The 26,751-nt window shown below is 60.8% G+C and carries 24 protein-coding genes and 1 riboswitch; of the genes, 17 read left to right on the plus strand and 7 right to left on the minus strand.

The annotated features are described in order from the left end of the window. Nucleotides 1-2 precede the first annotated feature (2 nt). Genes FHX15_RS15235 through FHX15_RS15260 form a run of 6 tightly spaced genes read right to left on the minus strand, consistent with a single transcriptional unit; the run spans nucleotide 3 to nucleotide 6,687 of the window. Nucleotides 3-1,244: a dihydrolipoamide acetyltransferase family protein gene (locus FHX15_RS15235; protein ID WP_184398421.1), complete on the minus strand. Its 1,242-nt coding sequence runs from the start codon at nucleotides 1,242-1,244 to the stop codon at nucleotides 3-5. Nucleotides 1,245-1,246: 2 nt separating this feature from the next. Next, nucleotides 1,247-2,260 (minus strand): alpha-ketoacid dehydrogenase subunit beta, encoded by a 1,014-nt coding sequence (locus FHX15_RS15240; RefSeq protein ID WP_184398422.1) that lies wholly within the window; start codon nucleotides 2,258-2,260, stop codon nucleotides 1,247-1,249. Between the two features lies 1 nt (nucleotide 2,261). Then, entirely contained in the window at nucleotides 2,262-3,494 is a 1,233-nt protein-coding gene (locus tag FHX15_RS15245; RefSeq protein WP_184398424.1) for a 3-methyl-2-oxobutanoate dehydrogenase (2-methylpropanoyl-transferring) subunit alpha, read from the minus strand. 59 nt (nucleotides 3,495-3,553) lie between these two features. After that, entirely contained in the window at nucleotides 3,554-4,681 is a 1,128-nt protein-coding gene (locus tag FHX15_RS15250; RefSeq protein WP_184398426.1) for an acyl-CoA dehydrogenase family protein, read from the minus strand. A gap of 16 nt (nucleotides 4,682-4,697) precedes the next feature. Continuing rightward, nucleotides 4,698-5,885 carry an acetyl-CoA C-acyltransferase gene (locus FHX15_RS15255; RefSeq protein WP_184398429.1) on the minus strand — a complete coding sequence of 396 codons (1,188 nt, stop codon included), beginning with the start codon at nucleotides 5,883-5,885 and terminating at the stop codon, nucleotides 4,698-4,700. A 34-nt stretch (nucleotides 5,886-5,919) separates the two neighbouring features. Further along, complete coding sequence (locus tag FHX15_RS15260) at nucleotides 5,920-6,687, minus strand: 3-hydroxyacyl-CoA dehydrogenase (protein ID WP_184398431.1); 768 nt, start codon at nucleotides 6,685-6,687, stop codon at nucleotides 5,920-5,922. Between the two features lie 145 nt (nucleotides 6,688-6,832). Here FHX15_RS15260 and FHX15_RS15265 point away from each other — a divergent pair, with 145 nt between their 5' ends. From FHX15_RS15265 to FHX15_RS15320, 12 genes are all read left to right on the plus strand, one after another. Then, nucleotides 6,833-7,846 (plus strand): AraC family transcriptional regulator, encoded by a 1,014-nt coding sequence (locus FHX15_RS15265; protein ID WP_184398433.1) that lies wholly within the window; start codon nucleotides 6,833-6,835, stop codon nucleotides 7,844-7,846. 65 nt (nucleotides 7,847-7,911) lie between these two features. Continuing rightward, nucleotides 7,912-9,057, plus strand: a complete 1,146-nt coding sequence (locus FHX15_RS15270; protein WP_184398435.1) for an isovaleryl-CoA dehydrogenase — start codon at nucleotides 7,912-7,914, stop codon at nucleotides 9,055-9,057. Then, nucleotides 9,054-10,664, plus strand: coding sequence for a carboxyl transferase domain-containing protein (locus tag FHX15_RS15275; protein ID WP_184398437.1), 1,611 nt, complete (start codon nucleotides 9,054-9,056; stop codon nucleotides 10,662-10,664). The genes FHX15_RS15270 and FHX15_RS15275 overlap by 4 nt, the downstream gene beginning before the upstream one ends. 9 nt (nucleotides 10,665-10,673) lie before the next feature. Further along, on the plus strand, nucleotides 10,674-12,539 hold the full coding sequence (locus tag FHX15_RS15280) for an acetyl/propionyl/methylcrotonyl-CoA carboxylase subunit alpha (protein WP_184398440.1): 1,866 nt from the start codon (nucleotides 10,674-10,676) through the stop codon (nucleotides 12,537-12,539). After that, complete coding sequence (locus FHX15_RS15285; protein WP_184398441.1) at nucleotides 12,539-12,991, plus strand: MaoC family dehydratase; 453 nt, start codon at nucleotides 12,539-12,541, stop codon at nucleotides 12,989-12,991. Before FHX15_RS15280 ends, FHX15_RS15285 begins: the two co-directional genes overlap by 1 nt. Further along, the gene (locus FHX15_RS15290; protein ID WP_184398443.1) at nucleotides 12,988-13,836 is read left to right on the plus strand and encodes a CoA ester lyase; all 849 of its coding nucleotides are present in this window, start codon (nucleotides 12,988-12,990) and stop codon (nucleotides 13,834-13,836) included. The genes FHX15_RS15285 and FHX15_RS15290 overlap by 4 nt, the downstream gene beginning before the upstream one ends. A gap of 536 nt (nucleotides 13,837-14,372) precedes the next feature. After that, nucleotides 14,373-15,731, plus strand: a complete 1,359-nt coding sequence (locus tag FHX15_RS15295) for an extracellular solute-binding protein (protein WP_184398445.1) — start codon at nucleotides 14,373-14,375, stop codon at nucleotides 15,729-15,731. Between the two features lie 127 nt (nucleotides 15,732-15,858). After that, nucleotides 15,859-16,743, plus strand: a complete 885-nt coding sequence (locus FHX15_RS15300) for a carbohydrate ABC transporter permease (protein WP_184398447.1) — start codon at nucleotides 15,859-15,861, stop codon at nucleotides 16,741-16,743. A gap of 10 nt (nucleotides 16,744-16,753) precedes the next feature. Further along, nucleotides 16,754-17,668, plus strand: coding sequence for an ABC transporter permease subunit (locus FHX15_RS15305; protein WP_184398448.1), 915 nt, complete (start codon nucleotides 16,754-16,756; stop codon nucleotides 17,666-17,668). 13 nt (nucleotides 17,669-17,681) lie between these two features. Further along, the gene (gene ugpC, locus FHX15_RS15310; protein WP_184398450.1) at nucleotides 17,682-18,791 is read left to right on the plus strand and encodes a sn-glycerol-3-phosphate ABC transporter ATP-binding protein UgpC; all 1,110 of its coding nucleotides are present in this window, start codon (nucleotides 17,682-17,684) and stop codon (nucleotides 18,789-18,791) included. A gap of 10 nt (nucleotides 18,792-18,801) precedes the next feature. Further along, the gene (locus FHX15_RS15315) at nucleotides 18,802-19,839 is read left to right on the plus strand and encodes an endonuclease/exonuclease/phosphatase family protein (RefSeq protein WP_184398452.1); all 1,038 of its coding nucleotides are present in this window, start codon (nucleotides 18,802-18,804) and stop codon (nucleotides 19,837-19,839) included. A 378-nt stretch (nucleotides 19,840-20,217) separates the two neighbouring features. Continuing rightward, nucleotides 20,218-20,670 carry a hypothetical protein gene (locus FHX15_RS15320; RefSeq protein WP_246778962.1) on the plus strand — a complete coding sequence of 151 codons (453 nt, stop codon included), beginning with the start codon at nucleotides 20,218-20,220 and terminating at the stop codon, nucleotides 20,668-20,670. 58 nt (nucleotides 20,671-20,728) lie between these two features. On the opposite strand, the gene FHX15_RS15325 is transcribed toward FHX15_RS15320, so the two are convergent. Continuing rightward, nucleotides 20,729-21,805: a YihY/virulence factor BrkB family protein gene (locus tag FHX15_RS15325; protein WP_184398454.1), complete on the minus strand. Its 1,077-nt coding sequence runs from the start codon at nucleotides 21,803-21,805 to the stop codon at nucleotides 20,729-20,731. A 212-nt stretch (nucleotides 21,806-22,017) separates the two neighbouring features. Here FHX15_RS15325 and FHX15_RS15330 point away from each other — a divergent pair, with 212 nt between their 5' ends. From FHX15_RS15330 to FHX15_RS15350, 5 genes are all read left to right on the plus strand, one after another. Beyond that, the gene (locus FHX15_RS15330; RefSeq protein WP_184398456.1) at nucleotides 22,018-23,541 is read left to right on the plus strand and encodes an aldehyde dehydrogenase (NADP(+)); all 1,524 of its coding nucleotides are present in this window, start codon (nucleotides 22,018-22,020) and stop codon (nucleotides 23,539-23,541) included. A 147-nt stretch (nucleotides 23,542-23,688) separates the two neighbouring features. Further along, a riboswitch (TPP riboswitch) is annotated at nucleotides 23,689-23,787 on the plus strand. A gap of 50 nt (nucleotides 23,788-23,837) precedes the next feature. Next, nucleotides 23,838-24,638 (plus strand): hydroxyethylthiazole kinase, encoded by an 801-nt coding sequence (thiM, locus tag FHX15_RS15335; protein ID WP_184398458.1) that lies wholly within the window; start codon nucleotides 23,838-23,840, stop codon nucleotides 24,636-24,638. Then, nucleotides 24,635-25,270 carry a thiamine phosphate synthase gene (gene thiE / locus FHX15_RS15340; protein ID WP_184398460.1) on the plus strand — a complete coding sequence of 212 codons (636 nt, stop codon included), beginning with the start codon at nucleotides 24,635-24,637 and terminating at the stop codon, nucleotides 25,268-25,270. Before thiM ends, thiE begins: the two co-directional genes overlap by 4 nt. Beyond that, entirely contained in the window at nucleotides 25,267-26,079 is an 813-nt protein-coding gene (gene thiD / locus FHX15_RS15345; protein WP_184398463.1) for a bifunctional hydroxymethylpyrimidine kinase/phosphomethylpyrimidine kinase, read from the plus strand. Before thiE ends, thiD begins: the two co-directional genes overlap by 4 nt. Before the next feature lie 181 nt (nucleotides 26,080-26,260). Beyond that, the gene (locus FHX15_RS15350) at nucleotides 26,261-26,740 is read left to right on the plus strand and encodes a GNAT family N-acetyltransferase (RefSeq protein ID WP_184398465.1); all 480 of its coding nucleotides are present in this window, start codon (nucleotides 26,261-26,263) and stop codon (nucleotides 26,738-26,740) included. Nucleotides 26,741-26,751: the final 11 nt, after the last annotated feature.

The following is a 26,751-nucleotide window of genomic DNA, read 5'->3' on the forward strand; positions in this document are numbered from 1 at the left end:
GCTCAGCCTTCGATGAAAATGAGCGCCGGCGTTTCGAGGAGCGTGCGGATACGTTGCACGAAGGTCGCCGCATCCCAGCCGTCGATGATGCGGTGATCGAAGCTGGAGGAGAGGTTCATCATCTTGCGCGGCACGAATTGCGTGCCGTCCCAGACCGGCCGCGTGGCGATCTTGTTGACGCCGATGATCGCCACTTCCGGGTGATTGATGACGGGCGTCGAGACGATGCCGCCGAGCGCCCCGAGCGAGCTGATGGTGATCGTCGAACCTGATAGTTCGTCACGCGTTGCCGTGCCCGAGCGTGCGGAATCGGCCAACCGGTTCATTTCAATGGCGCAGTCGAAGATGCCACGTGCTTCGGCATGCCGCACGACGGGTACCGTCAGGCCGGCCGGGGTCTGAGTTGCAATGCCGATATGCACGGCGCTGTAACGCGTGACGATGCCGGCATCGTCGTCAAATGTGGCGTTGACATTGGGCTGTTCGAAGATCGCCTTGACCAGAGCCCGCATCAGAAAGGGCAGGACCGTCAGCTTGGGATGATCGGGCTTGCGGTCGGCATTCATAGTGGCGCGCAGTTCCTCAAGCGCCGTCATATCCACCTCCTCCACATAGGTGATGTGGGGAATACGGGACGTGGCAACCACCATTTTCTCAGCGATGCGGCGGCGAAGGCCGGTGAGCTTGATCTCTTCGGTTGCCGTCTTCTTGGCCGGCCCGGTTCGTGCCGAAACGACGGCTGTACCCTGGTTCAGCAACTGTTCCACATCCTCACGCAGGATCCGTCCGGCCGGGCCCGTGCCCTGTACCTGACGCAGATCCACGCCGCTCTCACGCGCAAAGAGGCGGACGGACGGCGCTGCAAGCGGCTTTTGGAGAGGTGAGGTTGGGGGCGGGGTTGCGGACGCCGGGACCTTAGGTGCAGGTTCGGGTGCCTCCACTTTCTTCAGCTCGGCGGGCAGAGGCTGGGAAATCGCCGCAGGCTCGGTTGCATCGACCTCTCCCGATGTTTCGATGCGCACAAGCGGCGCCTTGACCGCGATGCGCTCACCGATCTCCCCAGCAAGCCAGGTCACGGTGCCGCTGACGGGTGACGGGATTTCCACAGTGGCCTTGTCGGTCATGACCGCGGCGATCACCATGTCCTCGCGCACCGGATCGCCGGTCTTAACATGCCATTCCACGAGTTCGGCCTCGGCGACACCTTCGCCGACGTCGGGCATCTTGATGGTGAATTCGCCCATCCTCAGGCCTCCATCACTTCGACTAGCGCCCGCCCGACGCGGCCGGGTCCAGGGAAGTAATCCCACTCCTGCGCATGCGGATAGGGCGTGTCCCAGCCGGCAACGCGCACGACAGGGGCTTCGAGCTGATAGAAGCAATGTTCCTGCACCAGCGACACGACCTCGGCGCCGAAGCCCGAAGTCAGCGTAGCTTCGTGGACGACGACGCAGCGCCCGGTCTTGGCGACGGATTTGACGATCGTATCGAGATCCAGCGGCAGGAGGCTTCTGAGATCGATCACTTCCGCATCGATGCCGGCATCCTCGGCGGCAGCAAGCGCCACATGCACCATGGTGCCATAGGCGATGACGGTCACGGCCGAGCCAACGCGCCGCATGTCAGCCTTGCCGATCGGGATCGTATAATGTCCTTCCGGCACGTCGCCGAGATCATGCTTCGACCACGGCGTCACCGGCCGTTCGTGATGGCCGTCAAAGGGGCCGTTATAAAGCCGTTTCGGCTCCAGGAACATGACGGGATCGGGATCCTCGATCGCAGCGATCAGCAGGCCTTTGGCGTCATAGGGGTTGGAGGGAACGACCACTTTCAGGCCGCAGACATGGGTGAAAAGCGCCTCGGGGCTCTGGCTATGCGTCTGGCCGCCGAAAATGCCGCCGCCGGTCGGCATGCGCACGACGATCGGGCAGGTGAAGTCGCCATTGGAGCGATAACGGATGCGCGCCGCTTCCTGTGTCAGCTGGTCGTATGCCGGATACATGTAATCGGCAAACTGGATTTCGACGCAGGGCTTCAGCCCATAGGCCGCCATGCCGATTGCCGTACCGACAATGCCGGATTCGCTGATCGGCGTATCGAAGCAGCGCGTCTTGCCGTATTTTGCTTGCAGACCCTGCGTGCAGCGGAAGACGCCACCGAAATACCCGACATCCTCACCGAAGACCACGACATTGTCGTCGCGCGCCATCGAAACGTCCATGGCACTGCGCACCGCTTCGATCATCGTCATCCGGGCCATATCAGTACCCCGCCTTCTGCCGCTGACGACGAATGTGCGGCGGCATTTCAGCATAGACGCCTTCGAAGATATCGCGCACCGAAGGCTTGCCACCGTCATGCAGCGTGCCGTGTTGCTCGGCCTGGCGCTGGGCCTCGATCACTTCGTCCATGATCTCTGCTTCGGCCTGAATATGGCGCTCCTCCGACCAGACGCCCCTGACGATCAGGTGCTTCTTCAGCCGCAGGACAGGATCCCCGAGCGGCCAGGCTTCGGATTCCGTTTTCGGGCGATAGGCGCTCGGATCATCCGAGGTCGAGTGAGCGCCAACGCGATAGGTGACATATTCGATCAGTGTCGGACCGAGATTACGTCGCGCCCGCTCCGCTGCCCAGCGGGCGACGGCATGAACAGCGAGATAGTCGTTGCCGTCCACACGCAGCGCCGGAATGCCGAAGCCGAGGCCGCGGGCGGCAAAGGTGCCGGACCCGCCGCGGGCAATGCCCTGGAAGGTGGAGATCGCCCATTGATTGTTGACGATGTTGAGGATCACAGGCGCCTTATAGGTAGAGGCGAAGACCAGCGCCGAGTGGAAGTCGGATTCAGCCGTCGAACCGTCACCGATCCAGGCGGCTGCAATGCGGCTGTCGTTCTTGATCGCCGAGGCCATAGCCCAGCCGACCGCCTGCACATATTGCGTGGCAAGATTGCCCGAGATCGTAAAGAAGCCGTGTTCCTTGGAGGAATACATTATGGGCAATTGTCGGCCGCGGAGCGGATCGCTCTCATTCGAATAGATCTGGTTCATCATCTCGACCATCGGATAGTCGTCAGCAATCAACAGGCCGGCCTGGCGATAAGTGGGGAAGTTCATGTCGCCCCTCCGCAGGGCTTTGCGGAAAGCGCAACTGACGGCCTCTTCGCCGAGATGCTGCATGTAGAAGGAGGTCTTGCCCTGGCGCTGCGCCATCAGCATGCGGGCATCGAAGGCGCGCAGCTTCATCATGTTGCGAAGCCCGGTCAGCAGCTCCTCGTCGCTCAGCGACCCTGCCCAAGGGCCAACGGCCTCGCCGTCGCGATTAAGCACACGAATGATCGGAAAGGCGAGGTCGCGGATATCCTCGGATGCGGCATCCACCTCCGGGCGCGGCACGGCTCCGGCCTTTGCAATCTTGACGTTGGAAAAATCGGGTTGACCGCCCGGACGGACGGCAGGTTCTGGGACATGCAGGCTCAAACGAGCAGATTCCACCATATGGTCTTTTTCCTCCCTTTATTGGCTCCGCCTCTCTCCTCCGGAAGCAGGCCTCATTCTTATAAATTCCGGGCAATCACCATGCGCTGCACGTCACTTGTTCCCTCGTAGATCTGGCAGATACGCACATCGCGATAGATGCGCTCCACCGGATAGTCCGCCATATAGCCATAGCCGCCATGAATCTGGATTGCATCCGAGCAGACACGTTCGGCCATTTCGGAAGCAAAGAGCTTGGCCATCGAAGCCTCAGACAGACATGGCAATCCGGCTTCCCGAAGCGAGGCCGCGTGAAAGACGAGTTGTCGGGCGGCCTCGATGCGCGTTGCCATATCGGCAAGCCGGAAGGCAACGGCCTGATGCTCGGCGATCGGCTTGCCGAAGGCGCTGCGCTCCCGCGCATAAGCGCGTGCAGCATCGAAAGCAGCCCTCGCCATGCCGACAGCCTGTGCCGCGATGCCGATCCGCCCGCCCTCGAGATTGGCAAGTGCGATCCGGTAGCCTTCGCCTTCCTCGCCAAGCCTGAGTTCGGCCGGAATGCGCATTCCGTTAAAGGCGATCTGGCAAGTATCCGACGAATGCAGGCCGAGCTTTTCCTCGACCCGGATCACTTCATACCCCGGCGTCTCGGTCGGCACGATGAAGGCGGTGATGCCCTTCCCGCCGGCATCCGGATCGGTAACGGCAAAGACGATGATGACCTGTCCGTTCTTGCCCGAGGTGATGAACTGCTTGGCGCCGTCAAGCACATAATGATCGCCGTCGCGTCGCGCCCGCGTCTTGAGGTTCGAGGCATCGGAGCCCGCCTGCGGCTCGGTCAGCGCAAATCCGCCGATCCACTCGCCGCTCGCAAGCTTCGGCAGGAAACGCGCTTGCTGCTCCTCATTGCCGAATTTCAGAATGGGCACGCAGCCGACCGAACTGTGCACGCTCATGATGGTGGAGCAAGGCCCGTCACCGGCTGCGATCTCTTCGAGTGCTGCGGCATAGGCAATGATACCAGTATCCGATCCGCCGTAAGCTTCGGGCACCAGCATGCCGAGAAGCCCGAGTTCACCCATTTCCTTCAATTCTTCGCGGGGAAAGAGAGATTCCCGATCGCGTTTTGCCGCGCCGGGCGCCAAACGTTCCCGAGCGAAATCACGCGCCAGATCGCGGATTTGCTGCTGAAGCTCGGAAAGGATCATCTACCCTCCCCTTTCCCTAATGCCGCTCGATCGCAACGGCAGTCGCCTCGCCGCCGCCGATGCAAAGAGCTGCCATGCCGCGCCTCAGGTGATAACGCTCCAGCGCCGAGAGCAGCGTCACCACAATGCGGGCGCCGGAGGCACCGATCGGATGGCCGAGCGCACAGGCGCCGCCATGCACATTCACCTTCTCATGCGGCAGATCGAGATCACGCATCGCCGCCATGGCGACGACCGCGAAGGCTTCGTTGATCTCGAATAGATCGACCTCAGATAGCGCCAGGCCGGTGCGATCTGAAAGCTTCTGCAAAGCCCCGATCGGCGCGGTGGCGAAGAGGTTGGGTTCTTGCGAATGCGTGGCATGGCCAAGAATGGTGGCAAGCGGCGTCAGTCCGCGACGATCCGCCTCCGAAAGACGCATCAAGACGAGCGCAGCGGCTCCATCGGAGATCGAACTGGAATTGGCGGCCGTCACCGTGCCGCCCTCACGAAAGGCCGGCTTTAACGTCGGGATCTTCTCGGGCCTTGCCTTGCCCGGCTGCTCGTCATGGCTTGCCACCAACTCGGTCTTGCCGGATTTCACGGCGACTGGGACGATTTCTCTGTCAAAATATCCCTCAGCAATCGCCTTTTGCGCCCGCGTCAGCGACGTCACGGCATAGGCATCCTGCGCCTCGCGCGTAAACTGATAGGCTTCGGCGCAATCCTCGGCGAAGCTGCCCATCAAGCGCCCCTTGTCATAAGCATCCTCCAGCCCGTCGAGGAACATATGATCCACGACCCGCCCGTGGCCGAGCCGGTAACCCGCACGGGCACGATCAAGGAGATAGGGCGCATTCGTCATGCTTTCCATGCCACCGGCGACTGCAATCGAAGCGCTGCCGGCCGCAATGAAGTCATGCGCCATCATGACCGCCTTCATGCCGGAGCCGCACATTTTGTTGACCGTGCTCGCCCCGGTCGAAAAAGGCAGTCCGGCATGGATTGCCGCCTGGCGCGCCGGCGCCTGCCCCTGGCCGGCGGGCAATACACAGCCGAAAACGACCTCCTCGATTGCGCCAGCCGCAACACCGCTGCGCTCAAGGGCAGCGCGGATCGCTGCTGCGCCAAGTTCTGGCGCAACAGCATCCTTGAGTTCACCCTGAAAACTGCCGATCGGCGTGCGGGCGGCGCCGACAATGACGATGGGATCTTGCAGAGCCATGTTTCCTCCTTCACTTCCTGCTTCGGGCCGGCACTCAGCGCGCGCCCATGCGCAACGCACCGTCAAGCCTGATGATCTCGCCGTTCAGCATGCTGTTTTCCAGGATATGGCGCACCAGTGCTGCAAATTCGGCCGGATGCCCAAGACGCGGCGGGAAAGGCACGCTCCTGCCAAGGGCTTCGCGCACCTCCACCGGCATGCCAGCCATCATCGGCGTTTCGAAGATGCCGGGCGCAATGGACACTGTGCGGATGCCATAGCGCGCAAGCTCGCGGGCGATCGGCAATGTCATTGCCGCGACACCGCCCTTGGAGGCAGCGTAGGCGGCCTGACCGATCTGTCCATCGAAGGCGGCGGCCGAAGCCGTGTTGACGATCACGCCGCGCTCACCTTCCGCATCCGGCTCAGCGGTCTGGATGGCGGCCGCAGCAAGCCGGATCATGTTGAACGTGCCGATGAGATTGATGCTGATGGTTCGCGCAAAGCTCTCCAGCCGATGCGGACCGTCACGACCGACCACCTTCTCGGCTGGCGCCACACCGGCGCAATTGACGAGCCCGCGAAGCGGGCCGAAGGCATTTATTGCAGCAGCGATCACCGCCGCACCGTCCTGTTCATCTGTCACGTCGGCCTTGATGAAGCGCGTATCCTGTCCCAGTTCGCGAGCGATCGCCTCGCCTGCATCGAGATTGAGGTCGGCGATCGTCACGCGTCCGCCGGCTTCAACGAGCATGCGCACCGTTGCCGCTCCGAGCCCGGAGCCGCCGCCGGTGACGATGAAACTGGCGCCAGCAATCTGCACGGATCGTTCCTCCTGCCTGGCAGACGTCTCCTCCAGAGTCTGCCTCGATAAGGATTCTATTCCCTCGCCCTATTGCAAGCGATGACAGAACTGCTCCATTATTTCGGCCAGTTTTGCCATAGTCGATTGTTGAGGTGGAGCAGCGATGGCCGAGATCGAGCGACGCATGATCGCGCCGGGCTTCGTCGAAGAGGCGCTCGACAGCCTGCGCCGCCTTGGTAAACCGACGGCGTGCCTTCTGGCTAAGCTCGGTTTGTCGCCCGTGATCGACCGGCCGGTTTCGGCCGAAACCTACGGTGCCCTATGGCTGGCAATCGCTCAAGAACTCGACGATGAATTCTTCGGCATGGGCGCCCGGCCGATGCGCAGCGGCAGCTTCACGCTGCTCTGCCATTGCGTGTTGCATGCTCCGACACTCGGCCACGCCCTGCGGCGCGCCTTACGCTTCCTTGATGTCGTTCTGGATGATCCACGTGGCACGCTCGTCATCCGGGAGGGCCTCGCACAGATCGAGCTTCGAGACGCCGGCGAGCCGCGTTCGGCCTTTGCCTATCGCACCTACTGGATCATTCTGCATGGCATTATCTGCTGGCTGGTCGGCCGTCGCATCCCGATCCGCCTCGTCGATTTTCGTTGCCCGGAACCGAGCCAGGGGGCCGATTACCGGCTCTTCTTTGGCGCGCCGGTGCGCTTCTCGCAACCGATCAGCCGGCTCGGCTTCGACAGCTCCCTTCTCGATCTGCCGATTTCGCGCAGCGAGCAGGCCTTGAAGCAGTTCCTGCGGGGCGCTCCCGCCAATATTCTCGTGCGCTACCGCTACGATGCGGGCATCGCTGCCGCTGTCCGCCGCCGCCTCTCCCAGACGCCGCCAGCCGCCTGGTCAAGCTTCCAGATCCTCGCTGGTGATATGCGCATGCCATCCTCGACGCTGCGGCATCGGCTGCATGACGAGGGCCAGAGCTATGCCGGCATCAAGGACGATATCCGCCGTGATCTCGCCGTCGATATGCTCATGAACACGTCGAAGACCATCGGCGAGATCGCCGTGCAGCTTGGCTATTCCGAACCCAGCGCCTTTTTCCGCGCCTTCCGGAAATGGATGGGAAAGAGCCCCGAGTTTTTTCGGCGCGAGGAAACGAAATCAGCCGGTTGGGGATAGGCTTCGATCAAGGGAGCTTTGAACCGGCAGCAACCCGCGCTACATATTTTAGCGGGAGGAATGCGATGTTTGATTTTTCGCTCGGCGAAACCGCGGACGCGATCCGCGAAGCGACGGCGCGATTTGCCGCCGACACCATTGCTCCGCTGGCAGCGGAGATCGATGAGAGCAACACGTTTCCACGCCAGCTCTGGCCGCAGATGGGGGCGCTTGGCCTGCACGGCATTACTGTGGAGGAGGAGTTCGGTGGCGCAGGTCTCGGCTATCTCGAACACGTCGTCGCCATGGAGGAGATCTCGCGCGCGTCGGCCTCGGTCGGTTTGAGTTACGGCGCCCATTCCAATCTCTGTATCAACCAGATCCGCCGCTGGGCGACATCCGAGCAGAAGCGACGCTATTTGCCGAAGCTGATTTCTGGCGAGCATGTCGGCTCGCTTGCCATGTCGGAAGCAGGCGCCGGCTCGGATGTCGTTTCCATGCGGCTCAAGGCGGAGCGCAAGGGTGATCGCTACATCCTCAACGGAACGAAATTCTGGATCACCAATGCGCCGCATGCCGATGTGCTTGTCGTCTATGCCAAGACCGATCCGACGGCCGGGCCGAAAGGTATTTCGGCCTTCATCATCGAAAAGGGCATGTCCGGATTCAGCGTTTCGAAGAAGCTCTCCAAGCTCGGCATGCGCGGCAGCGACACGGCCGAGCTGGTTTTTCAAGATTGCGAGGTACCGGCGGAAACGCTGATGGGCCGGGAAGGCCAGGGCGTGAAAATCCTGATGTCGGGCCTTGATTATGAACGTGCCGTGCTTGCCGCCGGCCCGCTCGGCATCATGCAGGCCTGCCTCGACGTGGTGCTGCCCTATGTGCGGGAGCGCAAACAGTTCGGCAAGGCGATCGGCGACTTTCAGCTGATGCAGGGCAAGATCGCCGACATGTATGTCGCGCTGAATTCGTCGCGCGCCTATGTCTATTCCGTGGCGCGAGCCTGCGATGCCGGCCGCACGACCCGCTCGGATGCGGCAGCTGCCATCCTCTTTGCCAGCGAGAATGCCGTGAAGGTGTCGCTGGAGGCAATCCAGGCGCTCGGCGGCGCGGGATATACCAGGGAATGGCCGGTCGAGCGCTTCCTGCGTGACGCCAAGCTGTACGATATCGGCGCCGGCACCAATGAAATCCGCCGCTACCTGATCGGGCGGGAGCTCATCGCAACATGACGGTGATTTCCTCTGCCATCGATCGCGAGAGCGAAACCTTCAAAGCCAATGCAAGCAAGAACGCAAGCCTGATCGGCGAACTCTATGAGCGTTCGGCGAAAACCCGGGATGGCGGATCGAAGACGGCGCGCGAGCGCCATACCGGCAAGGGCAAGCTCCTGCCGCGCGACCGCATTCAGCTGCTGCTCGATGCCGGTAGCCCATATCTCGAAATCGGCACGCTTGCGGCGAACGGCATGTATGGCGACGAGGCGCCGGGGGCCGGCATCATCACAGGCATCGGCCGCGTTTGCGGCCGTGAAGTGATGATCGTCGCCAACGACGCAACGGTCAAAGGCGGCGCCTATTATCCTCTTACGGTGAAAAAGCACCTGCGGGCACAAGAGGTCGCCGTGCAGAATCGGCTGCCCTGCATCTACCTGGTCGACAGCGGCGGCGCCAATCTTCCACACCAGGCCGAAGTCTTTCCCGACCGCGATCATTTCGGGGCGATTTTCTATAATCAGGCACAGATGTCGGCTGAAGGCATTCCGCAGATCGCCTGCGTCATGGGAAGCTGTACGGCCGGCGGCGCCTATGTGCCTGCCATGTGCGACGAAACTGTCATCGTGCGCAATCAGGGCACGATCTTCCTTGCCGGCCCGCCATTGGTAAAGGCTGCGACCGGAGAGATCATTTCGGCCGAAGAACTCGGCGGCGCCGAGACCCATGGCCGGCGCTCCGGCGTCGTCGATCACGTCGCCGAGAACGACGAGCATGCGCTGCTTCTCGTTCGCGATATCGTCGCCAGCCTCAACAGCGTAAAATCAGTCGATATCGACATTCAGGCGCCGCGCCCTCCGAAACTCGACCCTGAAGATCTCGTTGGCATCATCCCTGCTGACGTTCGTTCGCCCTACGATGTGCGCGAAGTCATCGGCCGCATCGTCGATGGCTCCGAGCTGCATGAGTTCAAGCCTCTCTACGGCTCGACCCTGGTCTGCGGCTTTGCCCGTATCTGGGGCGTGCCGGTTGCCGTCATCGCCAATAATGGCGTGCTGTTTTCCGAAAGTGCGCTCAAGGGCGCGCATTTCATCGAGCTTGCCTGTCAGCGGCGCGTGCCGCTACTTTTCCTGCAAAACATCTCCGGTTTCATGGTCGGTGGCCGCTACGAGGCGGGCGGCATTGCCAAGGACGGGGCAAAGCTCGTCACCGCGGTTGCGACGGCGACGGTGCCGAAAGTCACCGTCATCATCGGCGGCAGTTTCGGCGCCGGCAATTACGGCATGTGCGGTCGCGCCTATCGCCCGCGCTTCCTCTTCACCTGGCCAAACAGCCGCATCAGCGTCATGGGCGGTGAACAGGCAGCCTCGGTGCTGGCGACCATCCGCCGCGACGGGTTGGAAGCACGCGGCGAGACCTGGGCTGCGGAAGAGGAAGAAGCCTTCAAGGCGGCGATCCGCGCCGGCTATGAGGCGGAAGGCAGTCCCTATTATGCCACGGCTCGCCTGTGGGACGACGGCATCATCGATCCACGCCAGACGCGCGATGTTCTCGGCCTTGCCTTTTCCGCCTGCCTGAATGCGCCGATCCCCAAAGGTCCGCGCTTCGGCGTTTTCCGGATGTGAGGTGGCGCGATGATGGAAAGCCTGCTGATAGCCAACAGGGGCGAGATCGCCCGCCGCATCATTCGCACGGCGAAAGCCGTCCGCATCCGTACCATCGCCTGCTATTCCGAAGCCGATGCCGGGCTGCCCTTTGTCGCGGAGGCGGATGAAGCGGTCGCCATCGGCCCGGCAGCAGCGCGCGAGAGTTATCTCTCGCAAGAGCGCATCCTTACGGCCGCCCGCAAGACGGATGCGTCGGCCATTCATCCGGGCTATGGGTTTCTGTCGGAGAACGCCGAATTCGCCGAAGCGGTTGAAAATGCCGGCCTTATCTGGGTCGGCGCACCACCTGCAGCGATCCGCGCCATGGGGCTGAAGGATGCGGCCAAGCAGCTGATGCAGGCCGCCGGCGTCCCGGTCACACCCGGCTATATGGGCGAGGATCAGAGCGAGGAAAGGCTTGCTGGCGAGGCGGAAGCAATGGGCTATCCCGTACTCATCAAGGCGGTTGCCGGCGGTGGCGGCAAGGGCATGCGCCGCGTCGATCAGCCGAAAGATTTCGCAGAACTGCTCGCCTCCTGCCGCCGTGAAGCAGCTTCTTCCTTCGGCGATGACCGCGTCCTAATCGAGCGCTACATCGCCAATCCGCGCCATATCGAAGTCCAGGTCTTTGCCGATCGCTTCGGCAATTGCGTCCATCTCTTTGAGCGCGACTGCTCGCTGCAGCGCCGCCACCAGAAGGTGATCGAGGAAGCGCCGGCCCCCGGCCTCGACACCGTTACCCGAAGAGTAATCTGCGAGGCAGCCGTAAGAGCGGCCAAGGCGGTGGACTATGTCGGGGCGGGTACCATCGAATTCATCGCCGATGCCTCGGAGGGCCTACGCCCGGATCGCTTCTGGTTCATGGAAATGAACACCAGGCTTCAGGTGGAGCACCCTGTCACCGAGGCCATCACCGACGAGGATCTGGTGCTCTGGCAATTGAAGGTCGCCGCCGGCGAACCTCTGCCGAAGCGCCAAGACGATATCGTCATGAACGGCTGGGCCTTCGAGGCTCGCCTATATGCCGAAAATCCTGCCTCCGGCTATCTGCCCTCGACCGGCCGGCTCGACCATTTGCGTTTGCCGGAACATGTTCGGGTCGATAGCGGCGTCCAGGAAGGCAACGAGATCACCGCATTTTACGATCCGATGATCGCCAAGATCATCGCTCACGGTTCCAATCGTAAAGACGCCCTCTCCAAACTCGCCAAAGCCTGCGAAACTATCGAGGTCTGGCCGGTCAAATCCAATGCCGGCCTCCTTGCCCGCGTCGCTGCCGATGCTGATTTCCGGGCGGCAAAGGTCGATACCGGGTTCCTCGACCGTCATGGCGAGACCCTCATATCAACAGAGCCCGGCGACGCGACGATCGACAAAGCAGCTACGACACTGGCGCTAAAAGGCGGGAACGATCCGTGGTCCGCGCTTGCCGGTCTGCGCATATCGGGGCCCAGCGATAGCCGCACGCGCGTGCGCGTTGGCGATCATCTTTATTGGGGCAATGTCCGGCCCGACTTCGACGCCAATGCTGTCAAAGTCGACGAAACCATAGTCCTTTTCGATGCTGGAAATGCCTGGCCGATCGGCCTTCCTGTCGCAAGCGAAGTCGAAGCGCACCAGGGTGCTGGCGACGGCGCAATCCGTTCACCCATGCCTGGCCTTGTCATCTCGGTCGATGTTGCCGAAGGCGACCATGTCGCCAGGGGCGATCGGCTGCTGACCGTGGAAGCGATGAAGATGGAGCATACGCTGCGTGCACCCTTCGACGGTATCGTCGGCAATCTACCGATCTCGGCGGGCGCAAGGGTTTTGGAAAATCAGCTCGTCGCCAATATCATGAAGGGAGAGGAGTGATGGCCGGCCGTTACTTCGACGAATGGAGGGTCGGCGACCGCATTGCCCACGAGATTCGCCGCACGGTCACGGAAGCCGACAACCTGCTCTTCACCACGCTTTCTCATAACCCGCAGCCGCTGCATCTCGATGCCGATTATGCAGCAGGCACGGAATTCGGACGCATCGTCGTCAATGGCACGTTCACCTTCGCGCTCACTGTCGGCCTGTCGGTCGTCGACACCACGCTTGGAACGCTGATCGCCAATCTCGGCTACGACAAGGTAACGATGCCGAAGCCCGTTTTCATCGGCGATACGCTGCGGGTGGAAACCGAGGTGACGGAACTGCGCCGCTCCAACTCCCGACCCAATGCCGGGATCGTCACGTTCAAACATGTGACGCTGAACCAGCGAACCGAAATTGTTTGTCAGTGCCTGCGCACGGCCATGCTGCAGGTGAAACCATCATGAGGCTGCGTTCGCTGCTTTTCGTGCCCGGCGATCGGCCGGAGCGCTTCGACAAGGCGCTCGCCTCGGGTGCCGATGCCGTCATCCTCGATCTCGAAGATTCCGTATCAACGCAGAACAAGCCGCCTGCGCGGGAGGCCGTGCACGACTTTGTCACGCGTCGTTCGGTTGATGCGAGACTTATGATCCGCATCAACCCCCTCGCCTCGCGAGCCTTTGAGGACGATCTCGCTGCGCTCGCCGATATCAACCCCTTTGCAGTCGTGTTGCCAAAGGCGGAGGGGTCTCCGTCGGTGCGCCAGCTCGCACGCCGCCTCTCGTCTCCGCTTCCCATCCTGCCGATTGCCACGGAAACGCCGGCGGCGATCTTCGAAATCGGCAGCTACCGCGATGTCGCGTCGTATCTTTGCGGACTGACCTGGGGCGCGGAAGATCTGCCTGCCGCGATCGGCGCAGCAACTGCCCGGGAGGACGACGGGCGCTATACCGCTCCCTACGAGCTTGCCCGCTCCCTCGTTCTCTTCGGCGCTCATGCGGCAGCCGTCCCCGCCATCGAAACCATCTATCCTGATTTTCGCGACCTCGATGGCCTCAAAGCCTATGCGGCGCGCGCCCGCCGCGACGGTTTCGCAGGCATGATGGCGATCCATCCAAGCCAGGTCGAACCGATCAACCACGCCTTCACACCTGATGCGGCCGAGATCGCCTGGGCAGAAAAAGTGGTAGCCGCATTTGCCGGCTCGCCCGAAATTGGCGTTGTCCAGCTCGAAGGACGCATGCTCGACCTGCCGCATCTGATCCTTGCCAGACGAATTCTGGAGACGGAAAAGATATCGAGCCAAGGATGACTTTGTCTGCCGAAGCTGCCTGGCGCGGCGGGCGACAGGCAAGAACTGGCCACTGCAAGATCTTGAATGTCTCGATTCATGGACGCCCGAGGCGCCCAATGAATGGGCAATCCAGCCCGATGTCCCAGAAAAGGATGTTGAGTGGCACATTTCAGCTGCTCAACGCAAAGCTGTGCAAAGCTATTTCCGATGTCGAAATCGCCGTGAGATATGTTGTTCCCGATCGAGGCTCATGAGTTTTGCGATATACATTCAATAATATAATCTATTGATCGAACTGAATATAGCCGCGCTCAGTTTTTGATGATCCCGCCATATTTTGTATTATTTGCAATATAAAACGCCAAGTCGAGAAAATCTCAGAAATCGATGCATCGAGTATCCCTCAAAATCTGATAGAACCGGTAGTATGAATATTTTGTGACATAAAATACTACTCCCTTCCTGTCATAGAAACTTCATTGGTTAGCGCAATTTGAACCGGTTAAGAGGGCGTGCGCTCAAGAGGGGGCGCGTCCTATTTTTCGAGGGTTCTCATGCAAGCCAAGCTTCTCGGCGCCGTAGGCGCCCTTCTCGCTTCAGCTTTCGTTGCTGCTGGTCCCGCCGCTGCTGCCGAAAAGACCAAGATCGACTTCTGGTTCGGTAACTCGGGCGACATCGCAAAGCGCGTTCAGGAACAGTGCGACCGTTTCAACCAGTCCCAGGGTGACTACGAGGTCGTCTGCACCAGCCAAGGCTCATACGACGCCTCGCTGCAGAACACGATCGCCGCTTTCCGCGCCGGCAAGCAGCCGACCATTGCACAGGTCTCCGACGCCGGCACGCTCGACATCATGCTTTCGGGTGCCTACTACCCCGCCAACAAGCTCATGAAGGACATGGGCTATAATGTTGACTGGAACGACTACTTCTCCGGTATCGCTGGCTACTACGCCACATCCAAGGGCGAGATGTACTCTTTCCCCTTCAACTCCTCCACGGCTCTTTTCTACTGGAACAAGGACGCCTTCGCCAAGATCGGCAAAGACCATGCTCCCGCAACCTGGAAGGAAGCAGGCGAAGACTTCAAGGCTCTGAAGGACGCAGGCTATTCCTGCCCGCTCGGCTTCGACATCTCCAACAATGAAATCTGGCAGTACATCGAGCAGTTTGAAGCCGTCAACGGCGAACCGATCGCTACCAAGAAGAACGGCTTTGAAGGCCTCGACGCCGAGCTGGTGTTCAACAAGAACCCGATGCTCGTCAGCTTCGTCAAGGACCTGAAGGGCTGGTACGACGCCAAGCAAGCCGTCATCAAGAACAAGGCCGTCGGCCAGACCTTCGTCGAAGCCTTCGCTGCTGGCGATTGCCAGGTCATCCTGACCTCGGTTGGCGACCATGGCAACATCGGCCGTACTGCCAAGCCAGGGATGAACTGGGGTGTAGCGATGCTTCCGACATATGGCGATGCAACCCGTCACAGCTCCTACGTTGGCGGCGCTTCGCTCTGGGTTTTGAAGGGTCATTCGGACAGCGAATACAAGGCTGCCGCTGCCTTCTTCAACTTCATCGCAAAGCCGGAAGAAGCACTTACCTGGTCGACCGTTACCGGCTACATCCCTGTTCGTAACTCGGGCTTCGAATACCTGAAGAAGCAGGGCTTCTACGACAAGGCTCCCTATGCCGGTCGCGAACTCGCCATCAAGAGCCTCACCGCTTCCCCGGCTGGCGACACGGCTGCCAAGGGCATCCGTCTCGGCGGCCTCCTCCAGATCCGTACTGAAATCGCAAACGGTCTGCAGGCAATCTTCGTCAACAATGCCGACGTACAGGCTTCGCTCGACTCTGCTGCTGACCGCGGCAACCAGCTGCTGCGTCGCTTCCAGCAGACTTACAAGGGCGTTCAGCTGCCCTGATCGACAAATATGAGCCGCACCCGGCCCGCTTCTCGCGTGCCGGGTGCGTCTTCGTAGATCCCCTTGCGGCAGCGGCGGCGACATCGCCGAGCGCGCCAGAACCAAACCAGGGCGAAAACGACCACTCATGGAAAAGCGCGTCACTTTCTCCTCGACGACGATCGGCCTTCTCTTCGCATTTCCGATGCTGCTGCTGATCTTCGTCTTTTTCTATTGGCCGAGCGCGCAGGCGCTCTATTGGGCGTTTACGCTCGAGCAGCCATGGGGCGGCGGCAATGCCTGGGTCGGTTTCGACAATTTCAAACAATTGCTAAGCGACCCGATCTATTGGGGCTCCATCACCCGCAGCATGATCTTCGGCTTCAGTTCGACTGCTATCGCCATGGGGCTGGCGCTGATCCTGGCGCTTCTGACGGATCGTGAACTTCGCGGCCATAAAATCTACCGGTCGGTTTTCATCTGGCCCTATGCGATTGCCGCTCCCGCTCTCGGCCTGGCCTTCCGCTTTATCCTGGCGCCGGAAGCCGGACTTCTCTCGGTCATCAACCACGTCTGGCCTGGCCTCTGGAATCCGGCGCTCGACGGTAAGGATGCCATGATCGCTGTCATCATCGCCTTTTCCTGGAAATATATCGGCTACAACTTCATCTTCTTCCTGTCGGCCCTGCAGGGCATTCCACGCTCACTGATCGAGGCGGCGGCCATGGACGGCTCCGGGCCGCTGCGCCGCATGTGGGATATCCAGCTACCGCTGCTGACCCCGACGCTGTTCTTCCTGCTCGTCATCAACATCACCGAAAGCTTCCAGGATTCCTTCGGCATCGTCGACGTCATGACCCAGGGCGGCCCAGCGCGCGCCACGGAGCTCATGGTCTACAAGATCTATTTCGACGGCTTCCGGGGCCTCGATTATTCGGGCGCGGCAGCCCAATCGATGATCCTGATGGGCCTTGTCATCCTGCTCACCATTTTCCAGTTCCGCTTCATCGAGCGGCGCGTGCACTACAAGTGAGGTCGGGGATATGATCGAACGCACGCCCATATTCAATTTCGTCTGCTACACGCTGCTTGCACTCGGCCTGGTGATTGCACTTCTGCCTTTCCTGATTGTCATCGTCGCCTCGACGCTCGATCTCGAGACTGTCAACCGCGTGCCGCTGCCGCTGGTGCCGGGCAGCCATTTCTGGGAGAACGTGCAGACCGCCTGGGTCCGCGCCGATCTCGGTAACAAGCTGTTCCACAGCATCATTTTTGCTGCGACCGTCGGGGCCGGCAAGGTCATCCTTTCTGCCATGGCCGCCTTTTCGATCGTCTATTTCCGCTTCCGCGGTCGCTATCTGATCTTCTGGATCATCTTCATCACCCTGATGCTGCCGCTCGAAGTGCGCATCGTGCCGACTTACTCGATCGCTGCTAACGCGCTTCAGCCTTTCCAGGCGATCCTTGATGTCACCGGTATCAGCTGGCTGATTGCGCAGATCACCGGCATCCAGGTCAAGCTCGAATGGGGTCTTTTGAACTCCTATCCCGGTCTGGTACTGCCGATGGTCGCCACTGCGACGGGTACCTTCCTCTACCGCCAGTTCTACCTGACAGTTCCGGACGAACTCGCCGAAGCATCGAAGATGGATGGCTCAGGTGCGGTGCGCTTCTTCTGGGACGTGCTGTTGCCCTTGTCTCGCCCGAACATGATTGCGCTTTTCACCATCATGTTCGTCTGGGCCTGGAACCAGTACCTCTGGCCGCTGTTAATCACGACCGACCCGAGCTTCGGCATCGCCGTCACCCAGCTCAAGACACTCATTCCCTCCGAATTTGGCCTGCCAGACTGGAATGTCGCGATGGCCGGAACATTGATCATCATGTCGCCGCCGCTGATCCTCGTCATCCTGATGCAGCGTTGGTTCGTGCGCGGCCTTATCTCCACCGAGAAGTGAAAGGAACAGACCCTTGGCACCGATCTCCATCCGTGGCGTGAAAAAGAACTATGGCAAGAACGCCGTTGTTCATGGCGTCGATCTCGAAATCCAGTCGGGGGAATTCATCGTTATCCTCGGCCCATCCGGCTGCGGCAAGTCTACGCTCTTGCGCATGGTCGCGGGTCTCGAGGAAATCACCGGTGGCGAAATTGCAATCGACGGACGCGTCGTCAACCAGCTCGAGCCGCGCGAACGCGGCTGCGCCATGGTCTTCCAGAACTATGCGCTCTATCCGCACATGAGCGTTGCCGAAAACATCGGCTATGCGCTGAAGGTCGCCGGTGTAGCGAAGGCCGAGCGTGACCGCCGCATCGCCGATGTCGCCAAGGCACTCAGCCTCGAACCCTTCCTCGAACGCCGTCCGGCAGCCCTCTCGGGCGGACAGCGCCAACGTGTCGCTATGGGCCGCGCCATGATCCGCGAGCCGAAGGTCTTCCTTTTCGACGAGCCTCTGTCGAACCTTGACGCCAAGCTGCGTATCGCCATGCGCGCCGAAATCCGCCGCCTGCATCGCCGCCTCGGCGCCACCTCGATCTTCGTCACCCACGACCAGAACGAAGCTATGACGCTTGCCGACCGCATCATCGTCATGAATGCCGGCAATGTCGAACAGGTCGGTACGCCGGAAGAGGTCTATCACTATCCCGCAAGCCGCTTCGTCGCCGGCTTTGTCGGTACGCCGGCGATGAACCTTTTGGAAGGCCGTGTCAACGAAAACGGCGTCTTCATCTATGATGAAGGCCGCACCGTCACGCTTCCGGCCGAACGCGGCAAGCAGCTTGGCGGCCAGCGCGTTGTACTCGGCGTGCGGGCCGAAGCTGCCCGCCTGGTTGGTCCTGATGCGCCCGGCGCGCTCGTCGCCACTGCCGACTTCATCGAGGAGCTCGGTGCGAGCCGCGTCGTGCACGCCGATTTCGATGGCCTGCCCTTCGCCGTCGCCATGACCGGTTCGGTTTCGCTTAAGACCGGCGACCGGATCGGCATCGCGATCGATCAGGATTCAATCCATCTCTATTCGGCCGAGACCGGCAAAGTTCTCGTCGCGCCGGCACGAAGCAACGCCGTGACTGTCAACGCCTGAGCTGACGCAGATGAAGAGCTTTCTTGAGCTCGCCAGCGGCGACCGCGACTTGGTTGCGGTTGCCGTAGAGGCGCTTACGATACCCCCAGCCACGTTCTTCAATGACGCGCGTTCTGCCGAACTGACACAAGCCGAGCATGACCGGCTTGCAGCGACCCTGCCAGCGCTTTCGACGATCGAAGTCGTAAGGACGGCTAATGCCGTCAGCATCGGGAATGGCCTCGTGGTTGCCGCCTGGAACGCCGAGCGCCTGAAATACCATGCCCCGTCGGCGGAACTTGTTCGCCAGAGCGGTACCGATATCCTGCTGCTGACAGAGGCCGATCTTGGCACGGCACGAGCCGGCAACCATCACACAGTGGCCGATCTCGCCCGAGATCTCGACATGTCATATGTTTTTGGCGTGGAGTTCGTGGAACTTGGTCTCGGAGATTCCCGCGAACGTGAATGGCATAAAGGCCAGACGAACACGATTGGCTTCCACGGCAACGCGCTGCTCTCGCGCCTGCCATTGTTGGATGCAGCCCTAATCCGTCTCGATGATGGCGGAACCTGGTGGACGGATGCAAAGGACGGCCAGGGCCGGATCGGCGGGCGCATGGCGATTGCGGCGAAGATCAAGACCGCATTCGGGCCGATCCTCGCCGTCAGCGCGCATCTGGAAAGTAAGACGGATATAGAGGATCGAGCGCTTCAGACGAGAAGGCTGATTGCTTCAGTCGATAAGCTGGCCGATGGCTTACCTGTGGTGATGGGCGGCGACTTCAATACCAATGTTCTTCCGGCAGGATCGCGCGAGCCGCAAGCCTATGAGCCACTCTTCGACCTCCTCTGGCAGGCAGGGTATCAGTGGAAGACAGCCAATGACTTTGCGCCCACGCAGCGCACACGCCCGGACGGGACGCCTTTGCCGCCTTTTGCCCGTCTTGACTGGCTCTTTGTCCGCGGTCTTCTAGCAAGCCAAGCCGAGACCGTTGCCGCCGTCGATGTCGATGGCGCAGCAATTTCTGACCACGAACTGATCAAGGCGCGTTTCTCCGTCTCGTGATCGACCGTCACTAACGGACACGGCAATGGCTTATCGTATGTGCGCGCGGCCACAGCGCCATTGCAACAACGGATCAGGTTTTCGGTTCCAAACCTTTCATGAAGTGTTGCATCCGTGCACTAGCGGAAATGCTTTAGACATTGCTAACATTTTGACGATTGGCGGGGGCCGGTGCAGGTGTCGACGAGGGGCGCTTGCGTAAAATGGGATGGCTGCGCAACTGCGACCATCCCATTTTTATTTGGTGAAACCGAGAGCCTCATTGGCCCGGTTAAAACTCCAGAAATACGTCCAACAGCTAAAAGCGAACCCGACAATAGGCGCCAACGGAACAGTCGGCCCGCACTACCGTTATGTTCGCAAAGAATGGAGGACGACATGTCTAACGTCTCACGAACGGGAAACGACGAAATCAACAACGCGACAAATCCGAATACGTTCGGACGTTCTCTCGAGAGCAAGGCGCAAATGGAAGACGTGGCGGCAGAGAGTGCAGCGCGTCCTACAGGCGAGCCGCTTGGTGTTTATCGACTTGAGCCGATCGCGGCATCAGATGATCCGAGATGGGCAAATTCGCCAAATCACGGCGTCGTGGTGGTCGCCGCAAGAACAGCAGGCGACGCCCGGATTGTCGCGGCCGGGCGCGAGCTTGATTTCATGGAGGTCGACGCAGCACCTGCCGAGGATGTGACCACAACGAATGCGAGTTCGTTTCGCGACGACAAGCTTTATACGGTCGTCGAGATCGATCGCAATCGCACCGATCTCGTGCGAGGTGTGCTTGAGGGCGAAATATCGGTGGATACGATCCGGCCCGTGCAGCCTGACTGACCAAAGCAAATGCCGAAAGTTGCTTCCGGCAGCCGACTCACATTCCAATAGGCACTGACTAATCTGCTGTTTCGCCGAGAGTATCGGCGACATAAGCACCACGCGTTCCCATGGGCATCGGCTTTCCGGTCGTCGTATCTTTTGCGGTCTGATGTTCGAGCTCGGCGTTCAACTCAGCTCCCACGATCATGATCGTGACCGAAAGCCACGTCCAGACCAGAAAGCCGATCAGCGCGCCAAGCGTCCCATAGGTAGCGTTATAGTTGGCAAAGTGATCGAGATAGGCTGAGAAGCCGAGCGACATGAGAAACCAAGCCAACGCCGTCATCACAGCACCCCATGTCATCCATCGCAGACGCGCCGGCTCGCGGCTCGGACCGAACCGGTAGATGGCCATGACGGCAACGATCACAACGGCCACGATCAGCGGCCATCTGACAAGAAGAGCCACCTGCTCCTGAAAGCGATCCAGCCAGATCAAGGACAGGACCATAGGCATCACCGCAACGAGGCCGATAATGAGGATCGCGGCGACGATAGCGCAGACCGTGAAGCAGAGCGCAATCAGGTTCAAGCGGATCAGGCTGCGTTTCTCGCGCTCTTCATAAGCGACATTCATGACGTCGAAGAGCGCAAGTGTCCCGCTATGTGTGCTCCAAAGCGCAACGGCCAGACCAATAAAAAACGCCAAACCCAGAGCACTGTCGCGTCGCTCGGCGAGCGAATGGATCTGCTCCGACACAAGGTCGAAGGCACCTGGAGGAAGCACGACTGCCAGTTTACCCAGATGCTCTGCCATGGTGAGAGGATCAGCAAACAGGCCATAAAGAGAGACCAGTGCCGCAAGTGCCGGAAACATCGCCAAAAGGAGATAGAAAGTCACACCAGCGGCAACCAGCGTCACCCTGTCATCGGAGACCTCGTGCACGACACGCCAGAATACGTCTCTCAATCCCCGCTTAGGAATGGCTTCCGGGACAGACGCCTGGCGTCCATGACTGTCGCCTTCTGTCGATAGGTCAACCCGCTCACCTGCCGCCCGGCGGGTGTCGGAACGGCGCATTGCGAGCAGGAAGCCCCCAAAGGTGACGCATGACAGAATAGCTGTCGATCTCAAGCTCCATCGAGAAGTCATGGACATCGCCTTTCTACCTCGGCTCGACATAACGATGAACGCGCGATCCCGCTTAAAGGTGCAAATTTGCATTCGACATTGTTGATGCGCGCGCGTTGAGCGTTTGTGGAAATTCGATCAGCGTCGATTTATAGAGCGTCGGGAAAGACGTCGTGAAATTGAAAGCGCGAACGCCTATATCAGTGCCGAATCTCTTTGAAAGGAAATCCGTCATGACTATCAATGGAAGCCTGCTCGTTGCGGGATCGGAAAAACGCGGTACTCGCGGCGAGCTTTTCGGCATCGAGGCCGCCACCGGAAGAGCTTTGCCTGTTTCTTTCGGCGGCGCCACCGCAGAAGACGTCGAAGAGGCGACCAGGCACGCATGGGAGGCTTTCACCTCCTACCGGGAAACCGATTTGGAAACGCGTGCGGTCTTCCTGGAAACGATCGCCAGCGAGATCGAGGCCATCGGCGAGGAGCTGATCGTTCGCGCAATGGCGGAAACCGGGCTTCCGCGCGGCCGTCTCGAAGGTGAGCGCGCCCGCACGACGGGACAGCTTCGATTGTTTGCAAAAGAAGTTCGTGACGGCCGGTTCCAGGAGCTTCGTTTTGACGGCGCGGATCCCTCCCGCAAGCCGGTTCCGAAGCCCGATCTGCGCCTGCGTAACGTTCCCCTCGGCCCTGTCGCGGTTTTCGGCGCATCGAACTTTCCGCTCGCCTTCTCCGTCGCTGGTGGTGACACGGCATCTGCGCTCGCAGCAGGCTGCCCCGTCATCGTCAAGGCGCATTCGGCCCATCCGGGCACGTCCGAACTGGTCGGTCGCGCCGTTCAGCGCGCGGTTGCAAAGGCCGGCCTGCATGTCGGCACGTTTGCGCTTCTCTTCGACACCGGCTTTGAGGTCGGGCAAAAGCTCGTGGCCGATGCCAGGATCCGCGCAGTCGGCTTCACCGGCTCGCGCCGCGGCGGCACGGCGCTGATGAAGATCTCTTCCGAGCGCAAACAACCGATCCCGGTCTATGCCGAAATGAGCAGCATCAACCCGGTCATCTTCTTTCCCAACGCGCTGAAAACCCGGGCCGCGGAGATTGCAACGGCCTTTGTAAGCTCGCTTGTCCTCGGTGCCGGACAGTTCTGCACCAATCCCGGCCTCATTCTCGCCGTCGACAGCGAAGGCCTGGACACTTTCATTGCCAAGGCGCGGGAGCTTCTGCCCGATGTCGGCGCCCAGACGATGCTGACGGGCTCCATCGCCAAGGCGTTCTGTGATGGCGTTGCCCGGCTGGAAAAGCATCCGCAAGTCCGGCTCGTTGCCAACGGCAAACCGGGCAACGAATTCGAAGGCACGGCCGCTCTCTTCGAGACGACGGCTGCGGCATTCCTTGCGCATCACGAGCTGCAGGACGAGGTCTTCGGTGCAGCCGGCCTCATCGTTCGCTGCCGCGATCTCGCCGAACTCGAGCGCGTCCTCGATGGTCTCGAAGGTCAGTTGACCGTTGCCTTGCACATTACGGGCGAAGACGAGCCGGAGGCAAAGCGCCTTGTTCCCAAGCTTGAAATGCTTGCCGGACGGTTGCTGGTGAACGGTTTTGGAACCGGCGTCGAAGTATCGCCTGCCATGGTGCACGGCGGCCCCTACCCGGCAACCGCCGACGGCAGATCGACCTCGGTCGGCACACTGGCGATCTACAGGTTCCTGCGACCGGTTTCCTATCAGGATTTTACCACGAACCTGCTTCCAGCGCCGCTGCGTTGATCGACGAGAGCAGCCGGACCCTAACCCAAAACCGGCATCTGAAAATTGCTCCACGGGCGCTCAGGCGGCCGTGGCACGCAGGACCTCGATTTCAAGATCGTCATTTTGCCAGTGACATCGGCGCCATTCTCTGCAAGAAAGGATGCCGTTGAGAGACAGGGGCGTCCGTTTGAAAGAATGGGCTGAGAAGCACCCTTCGAACCTGAACCGGATAATGCCGGCGGAGGGAGTCGCTCGGGCCGCATCTGCTTCATCGCATGATCGTTCCCGCGCCTGCCCCGCCTGAAAGGGGTACTATGGACAACAAGACACCCGGAGCACTGTTGACGGCTATGCGCGCAAAGCCACCGCTCGTGCAGTGCATCACCAATTACGTGGCCATGAACATCGCCGCCAATGTGGTGCTTGCGGCCGGAGCCTCGCCGGCCATGGTTCACGCCGCCGAAGAAGCCGGCGAGTTTGCCGCGATCGCCGGCGCTCTGACCGTCAATATCGGCACGCTCTCCACCCAGTGGGTCGAGGGCATGCAGGCGGCGGCAAGAGCCGCGAATGCAGGCGGCAAGCCGTGGGTTCTCGATCCGGTTGCCCATTATGCGACCTCCTTCCGCCGCAAGGCTGTTGCCGATCTGCTGGCACTTCGCCCGACGATCATTCGTGGCAACGCGTCCGAAATCATCGCGCTTGCCGGTGGTGAAAGCCGCGGCCAGGGCGTCGACAGCCGTGACACCGTCGATGAGGCCGAGGTTTCCGCACGATTGCTGGCCGAACGGTATGGCGCCGTCGTCGCCGTCACCGGTGTGGTGGATTTCGTGACTGACGGCGCACAGGCGCTGCGCATCGAAGGCGGCTCGCCGTTGATGCCGAAGGTCACCGCGCTCGGCTGCTCGCTGACCTGCCTGACCGGTGCCTTTGCGGCGACCATTGCCGATGATCCTTTTGCAGCCGCTGTTGCAGCGCTCGCCACTTTCGCGGTTGCCGGCGAAGAGGCTGCGAAGGATGCGGCCGGCCCCGGCTCCTTCTCCTGGCGCTTCCTCGACGCGCTCGCCGCACTTGACGGTCCGGCACTCGATGCAAAAGCCAGGATCAGCGGGGCATGAAACGCTTTGATCTTTCCCTCTATCTCGTTCTCGACCCGGACCTTTGTGCCGGCACCGGCATGGTCGAGACGGCGCGACTTGCCGTCGCAGGCGGCGCGACCATGGTTCAGCTTCGCGACAAACGGGGTGGAACCTCGAGGCTGGTAGAAACTGGTCTTGCCCTGAAAGAGGTTTTGCTAGGCACAGATGCAATGCTGATCGTCAATGACGATGTCGAAGCGGCAGTTGCGATCGGCGCCGATGGATTGCACATCGGCCAAGACGATATGGAACCGGCCGCCGCACGCGCAATGATCGGTGCGGACATGATCCTCGGCCTATCTGCAGAGACCGAAGCTCTGGCAGCAGCAATTGACCCAGGTATCGTCGATTATGCAGGTATCGGCCCGATCTTTGCCACCTCAACCAAGACGGATCACAAGCAGCCGATCGGCTTTGATGGGTTGGCGAGACTGATCAAAGCGGCCCCCGTTCCGACCGTTGCGATTGGCGGCCTGAAGAGCGAGCATGTCGCTTCCGTCTTTGCGGCAGGTGCCGATGGACTCGCCGTGGTCTCGGCAATCTGCGGTACGCCCGACCCGAAGGCCGCGACGCTTCGCATTGCCGAGGAAATCCGAAAGGCTCGCCGATGATCCGCAATGTTTTATCCATCGCCGGCTCCGATCCTTCCGGCGGCGCCGGTATCCAGGCCGATCTCAAGGCTTTCTCCGCCCGCGGCGTCTATGGCATGGCGGCCCTGACGGCACTGACGGCGCAGAATACGCAAGGGGTGACGGGCGTGCATCTTGTGCCGCCGCACTTCGTTGCCCAGCAGATCACGAGCGTCTTTGCCGACGTGCGCGTCGATGCGGTCAAGATCGGTATGATCGCCAATGCCGGCATTGCCGAAGCAGTTGCCGAGGCGCTGGCGCCTCATCGCGGCATTCCCGTCGTCGTCGATCCGGTCATGATCGCCAAGGGCGGAGCAGCACTCCTCGACCCACAAGCTGTCGATGCGCTGACAACGCACCTGCTGCCGCTTGCGACGCTGCTCACCCCGAACCTGCCGGAAGCAGCAGCGCTTCTGCACGAAGAGGTTGCCGAGAGCCGCGAGCAGATGGCCTCGCAAGCTGAGCGCCTGCGGGCCGTTGGCCCCGCCGCCGTGCTGGTCAAGGGCGGTCATCTTAAGAGCGATGAAAGTCCCGACATATTGGCAAGCGCCTCCGGCCTGCATTGGTTTGAGGCCAAACGCGTTCCCACGAAGAATACACACGGCACCGGCTGCACGCTTTCCAGCGCACTTGCCGCCGAACTTGCAAAGGGTGCTTCGCCGGAAGCGGCTGTTTCGGCTGCGAAAACCTATCTTGCGCAAGCGGTCGCTGCCGCAGGCGAGCTGACGGTCGGCGCTGGCCATGGACCTGTTCATCATTTCAACACTCTGTGGAAAGACGCCTTACTCTAAGCCCGATCACAAACCCGATAGTGCAACGGCCCGGTCAGACCGGGCCGTTTTGTTTTGCCTACCCCCAGTTGAACCGGAATTGCCTGCCAAAAAAGCCTGTTGACATGACCGCTCAGATATCGAAAGCTATGTCATTAAAAGGGGATACATTACGCAATAACGGAACAACTGGAGAAATCGGGTGTCGGACCTGCTTGTGAGCTTATATTCAACGAAGCTCGCCGAACTGAAAGAAAAAGCCGACTCCCTCGGCATCTCAATCCGGCCAGCCTTGCCGCCGGAACTTCATATCGTCGTAGCTTGGGTGCGCGAACATTTCAGCGAGAACTGGGCGAGCGAAGTAACCGTGGCCTTTTCCCGCCAGCCCGTTGCCTGCCTGATCGCCCTCGAAGATGGCAAGCTGTTCGGCTTTGCTTGCTATGACACCACCGCGCGCGGCTTCTTCGGCCCGACTGGTGTTGATCCGACGGTCCGTGGCAGAGGCATCGGCCTCGCCCTCTTTTCCGCCTGCCTGCAGACGATGAAGACGCTTGGTCATGCCTATGCCTTCATCGGCGATGCCGGCCCCGTCGATTTCTACGTCAAGACCGCCGGCGCAGCCGAAATTCCCGCCCCCGACAAGGGCATTTACCAAGGCATGCTGCGAAGCCAGCCGAAATGATCATCTGATAC

Source organism: Rhizobium sp. BK650 (genome assembly GCF_014195325.1).
Lineage (GTDB): Bacteria > Pseudomonadota > Alphaproteobacteria > Rhizobiales > Rhizobiaceae > Rhizobium.

Coding starts and splice junctions, on each gene's coding strand:
- FHX15_RS15255 (WP_184398429.1), bottom strand. CDS start 5,885: ATGGCTCTGCAAGATCCCATCGTCATTGTCGGCGCCGCCCGCACGCCG.
- thiM (WP_184398458.1), top strand. CDS start 23,838: ATGGACAACAAGACACCCGGAGCACTGTTGACGGCTATGCGCGCAAAG.
- FHX15_RS15270 (WP_184398435.1), top strand. CDS start 7,912: ATGTTTGATTTTTCGCTCGGCGAAACCGCGGACGCGATCCGCGAAGCG.
- FHX15_RS15305 (WP_184398448.1), top strand. CDS start 16,754: ATGATCGAACGCACGCCCATATTCAATTTCGTCTGCTACACGCTGCTT.
- FHX15_RS15285 (WP_184398441.1), top strand. CDS start 12,539: ATGGCCGGCCGTTACTTCGACGAATGGAGGGTCGGCGACCGCATTGCC.
- FHX15_RS15265 (WP_184398433.1), top strand. CDS start 6,833: ATGGCCGAGATCGAGCGACGCATGATCGCGCCGGGCTTCGTCGAAGAG.
- FHX15_RS15295 (WP_184398445.1), top strand. CDS start 14,373: ATGCAAGCCAAGCTTCTCGGCGCCGTAGGCGCCCTTCTCGCTTCAGCT.
- FHX15_RS15290 (WP_184398443.1), top strand. CDS start 12,988: ATGAGGCTGCGTTCGCTGCTTTTCGTGCCCGGCGATCGGCCGGAGCGC.
- FHX15_RS15325 (WP_184398454.1), bottom strand. CDS start 21,805: ATGACTTCTCGATGGAGCTTGAGATCGACAGCTATTCTGTCATGCGTC.
- FHX15_RS15275 (WP_184398437.1), top strand. CDS start 9,054: ATGACGGTGATTTCCTCTGCCATCGATCGCGAGAGCGAAACCTTCAAA.
- FHX15_RS15330 (WP_184398456.1), top strand. CDS start 22,018: ATGACTATCAATGGAAGCCTGCTCGTTGCGGGATCGGAAAAACGCGGT.
- FHX15_RS15235 (WP_184398421.1), bottom strand. CDS start 1,244: ATGGGCGAATTCACCATCAAGATGCCCGACGTCGGCGAAGGTGTCGCC.
- FHX15_RS15320 (WP_246778962.1), top strand. CDS start 20,218: ATGTCTAACGTCTCACGAACGGGAAACGACGAAATCAACAACGCGACA.
- FHX15_RS15240 (WP_184398422.1), bottom strand. CDS start 2,260: ATGGCCCGGATGACGATGATCGAAGCGGTGCGCAGTGCCATGGACGTT.
- FHX15_RS15315 (WP_184398452.1), top strand. CDS start 18,802: ATGAAGAGCTTTCTTGAGCTCGCCAGCGGCGACCGCGACTTGGTTGCG.
- thiE (WP_184398460.1), top strand. CDS start 24,635: ATGAAACGCTTTGATCTTTCCCTCTATCTCGTTCTCGACCCGGACCTT.
- FHX15_RS15280 (WP_184398440.1), top strand. CDS start 10,674: ATGATGGAAAGCCTGCTGATAGCCAACAGGGGCGAGATCGCCCGCCGC.
- thiD (WP_184398463.1), top strand. CDS start 25,267: ATGATCCGCAATGTTTTATCCATCGCCGGCTCCGATCCTTCCGGCGGC.
- FHX15_RS15245 (WP_184398424.1), bottom strand. CDS start 3,494: ATGGTGGAATCTGCTCGTTTGAGCCTGCATGTCCCAGAACCTGCCGTC.
- FHX15_RS15250 (WP_184398426.1), bottom strand. CDS start 4,681: ATGATCCTTTCCGAGCTTCAGCAGCAAATCCGCGATCTGGCGCGTGAT.
- FHX15_RS15300 (WP_184398447.1), top strand. CDS start 15,859: ATGGAAAAGCGCGTCACTTTCTCCTCGACGACGATCGGCCTTCTCTTC.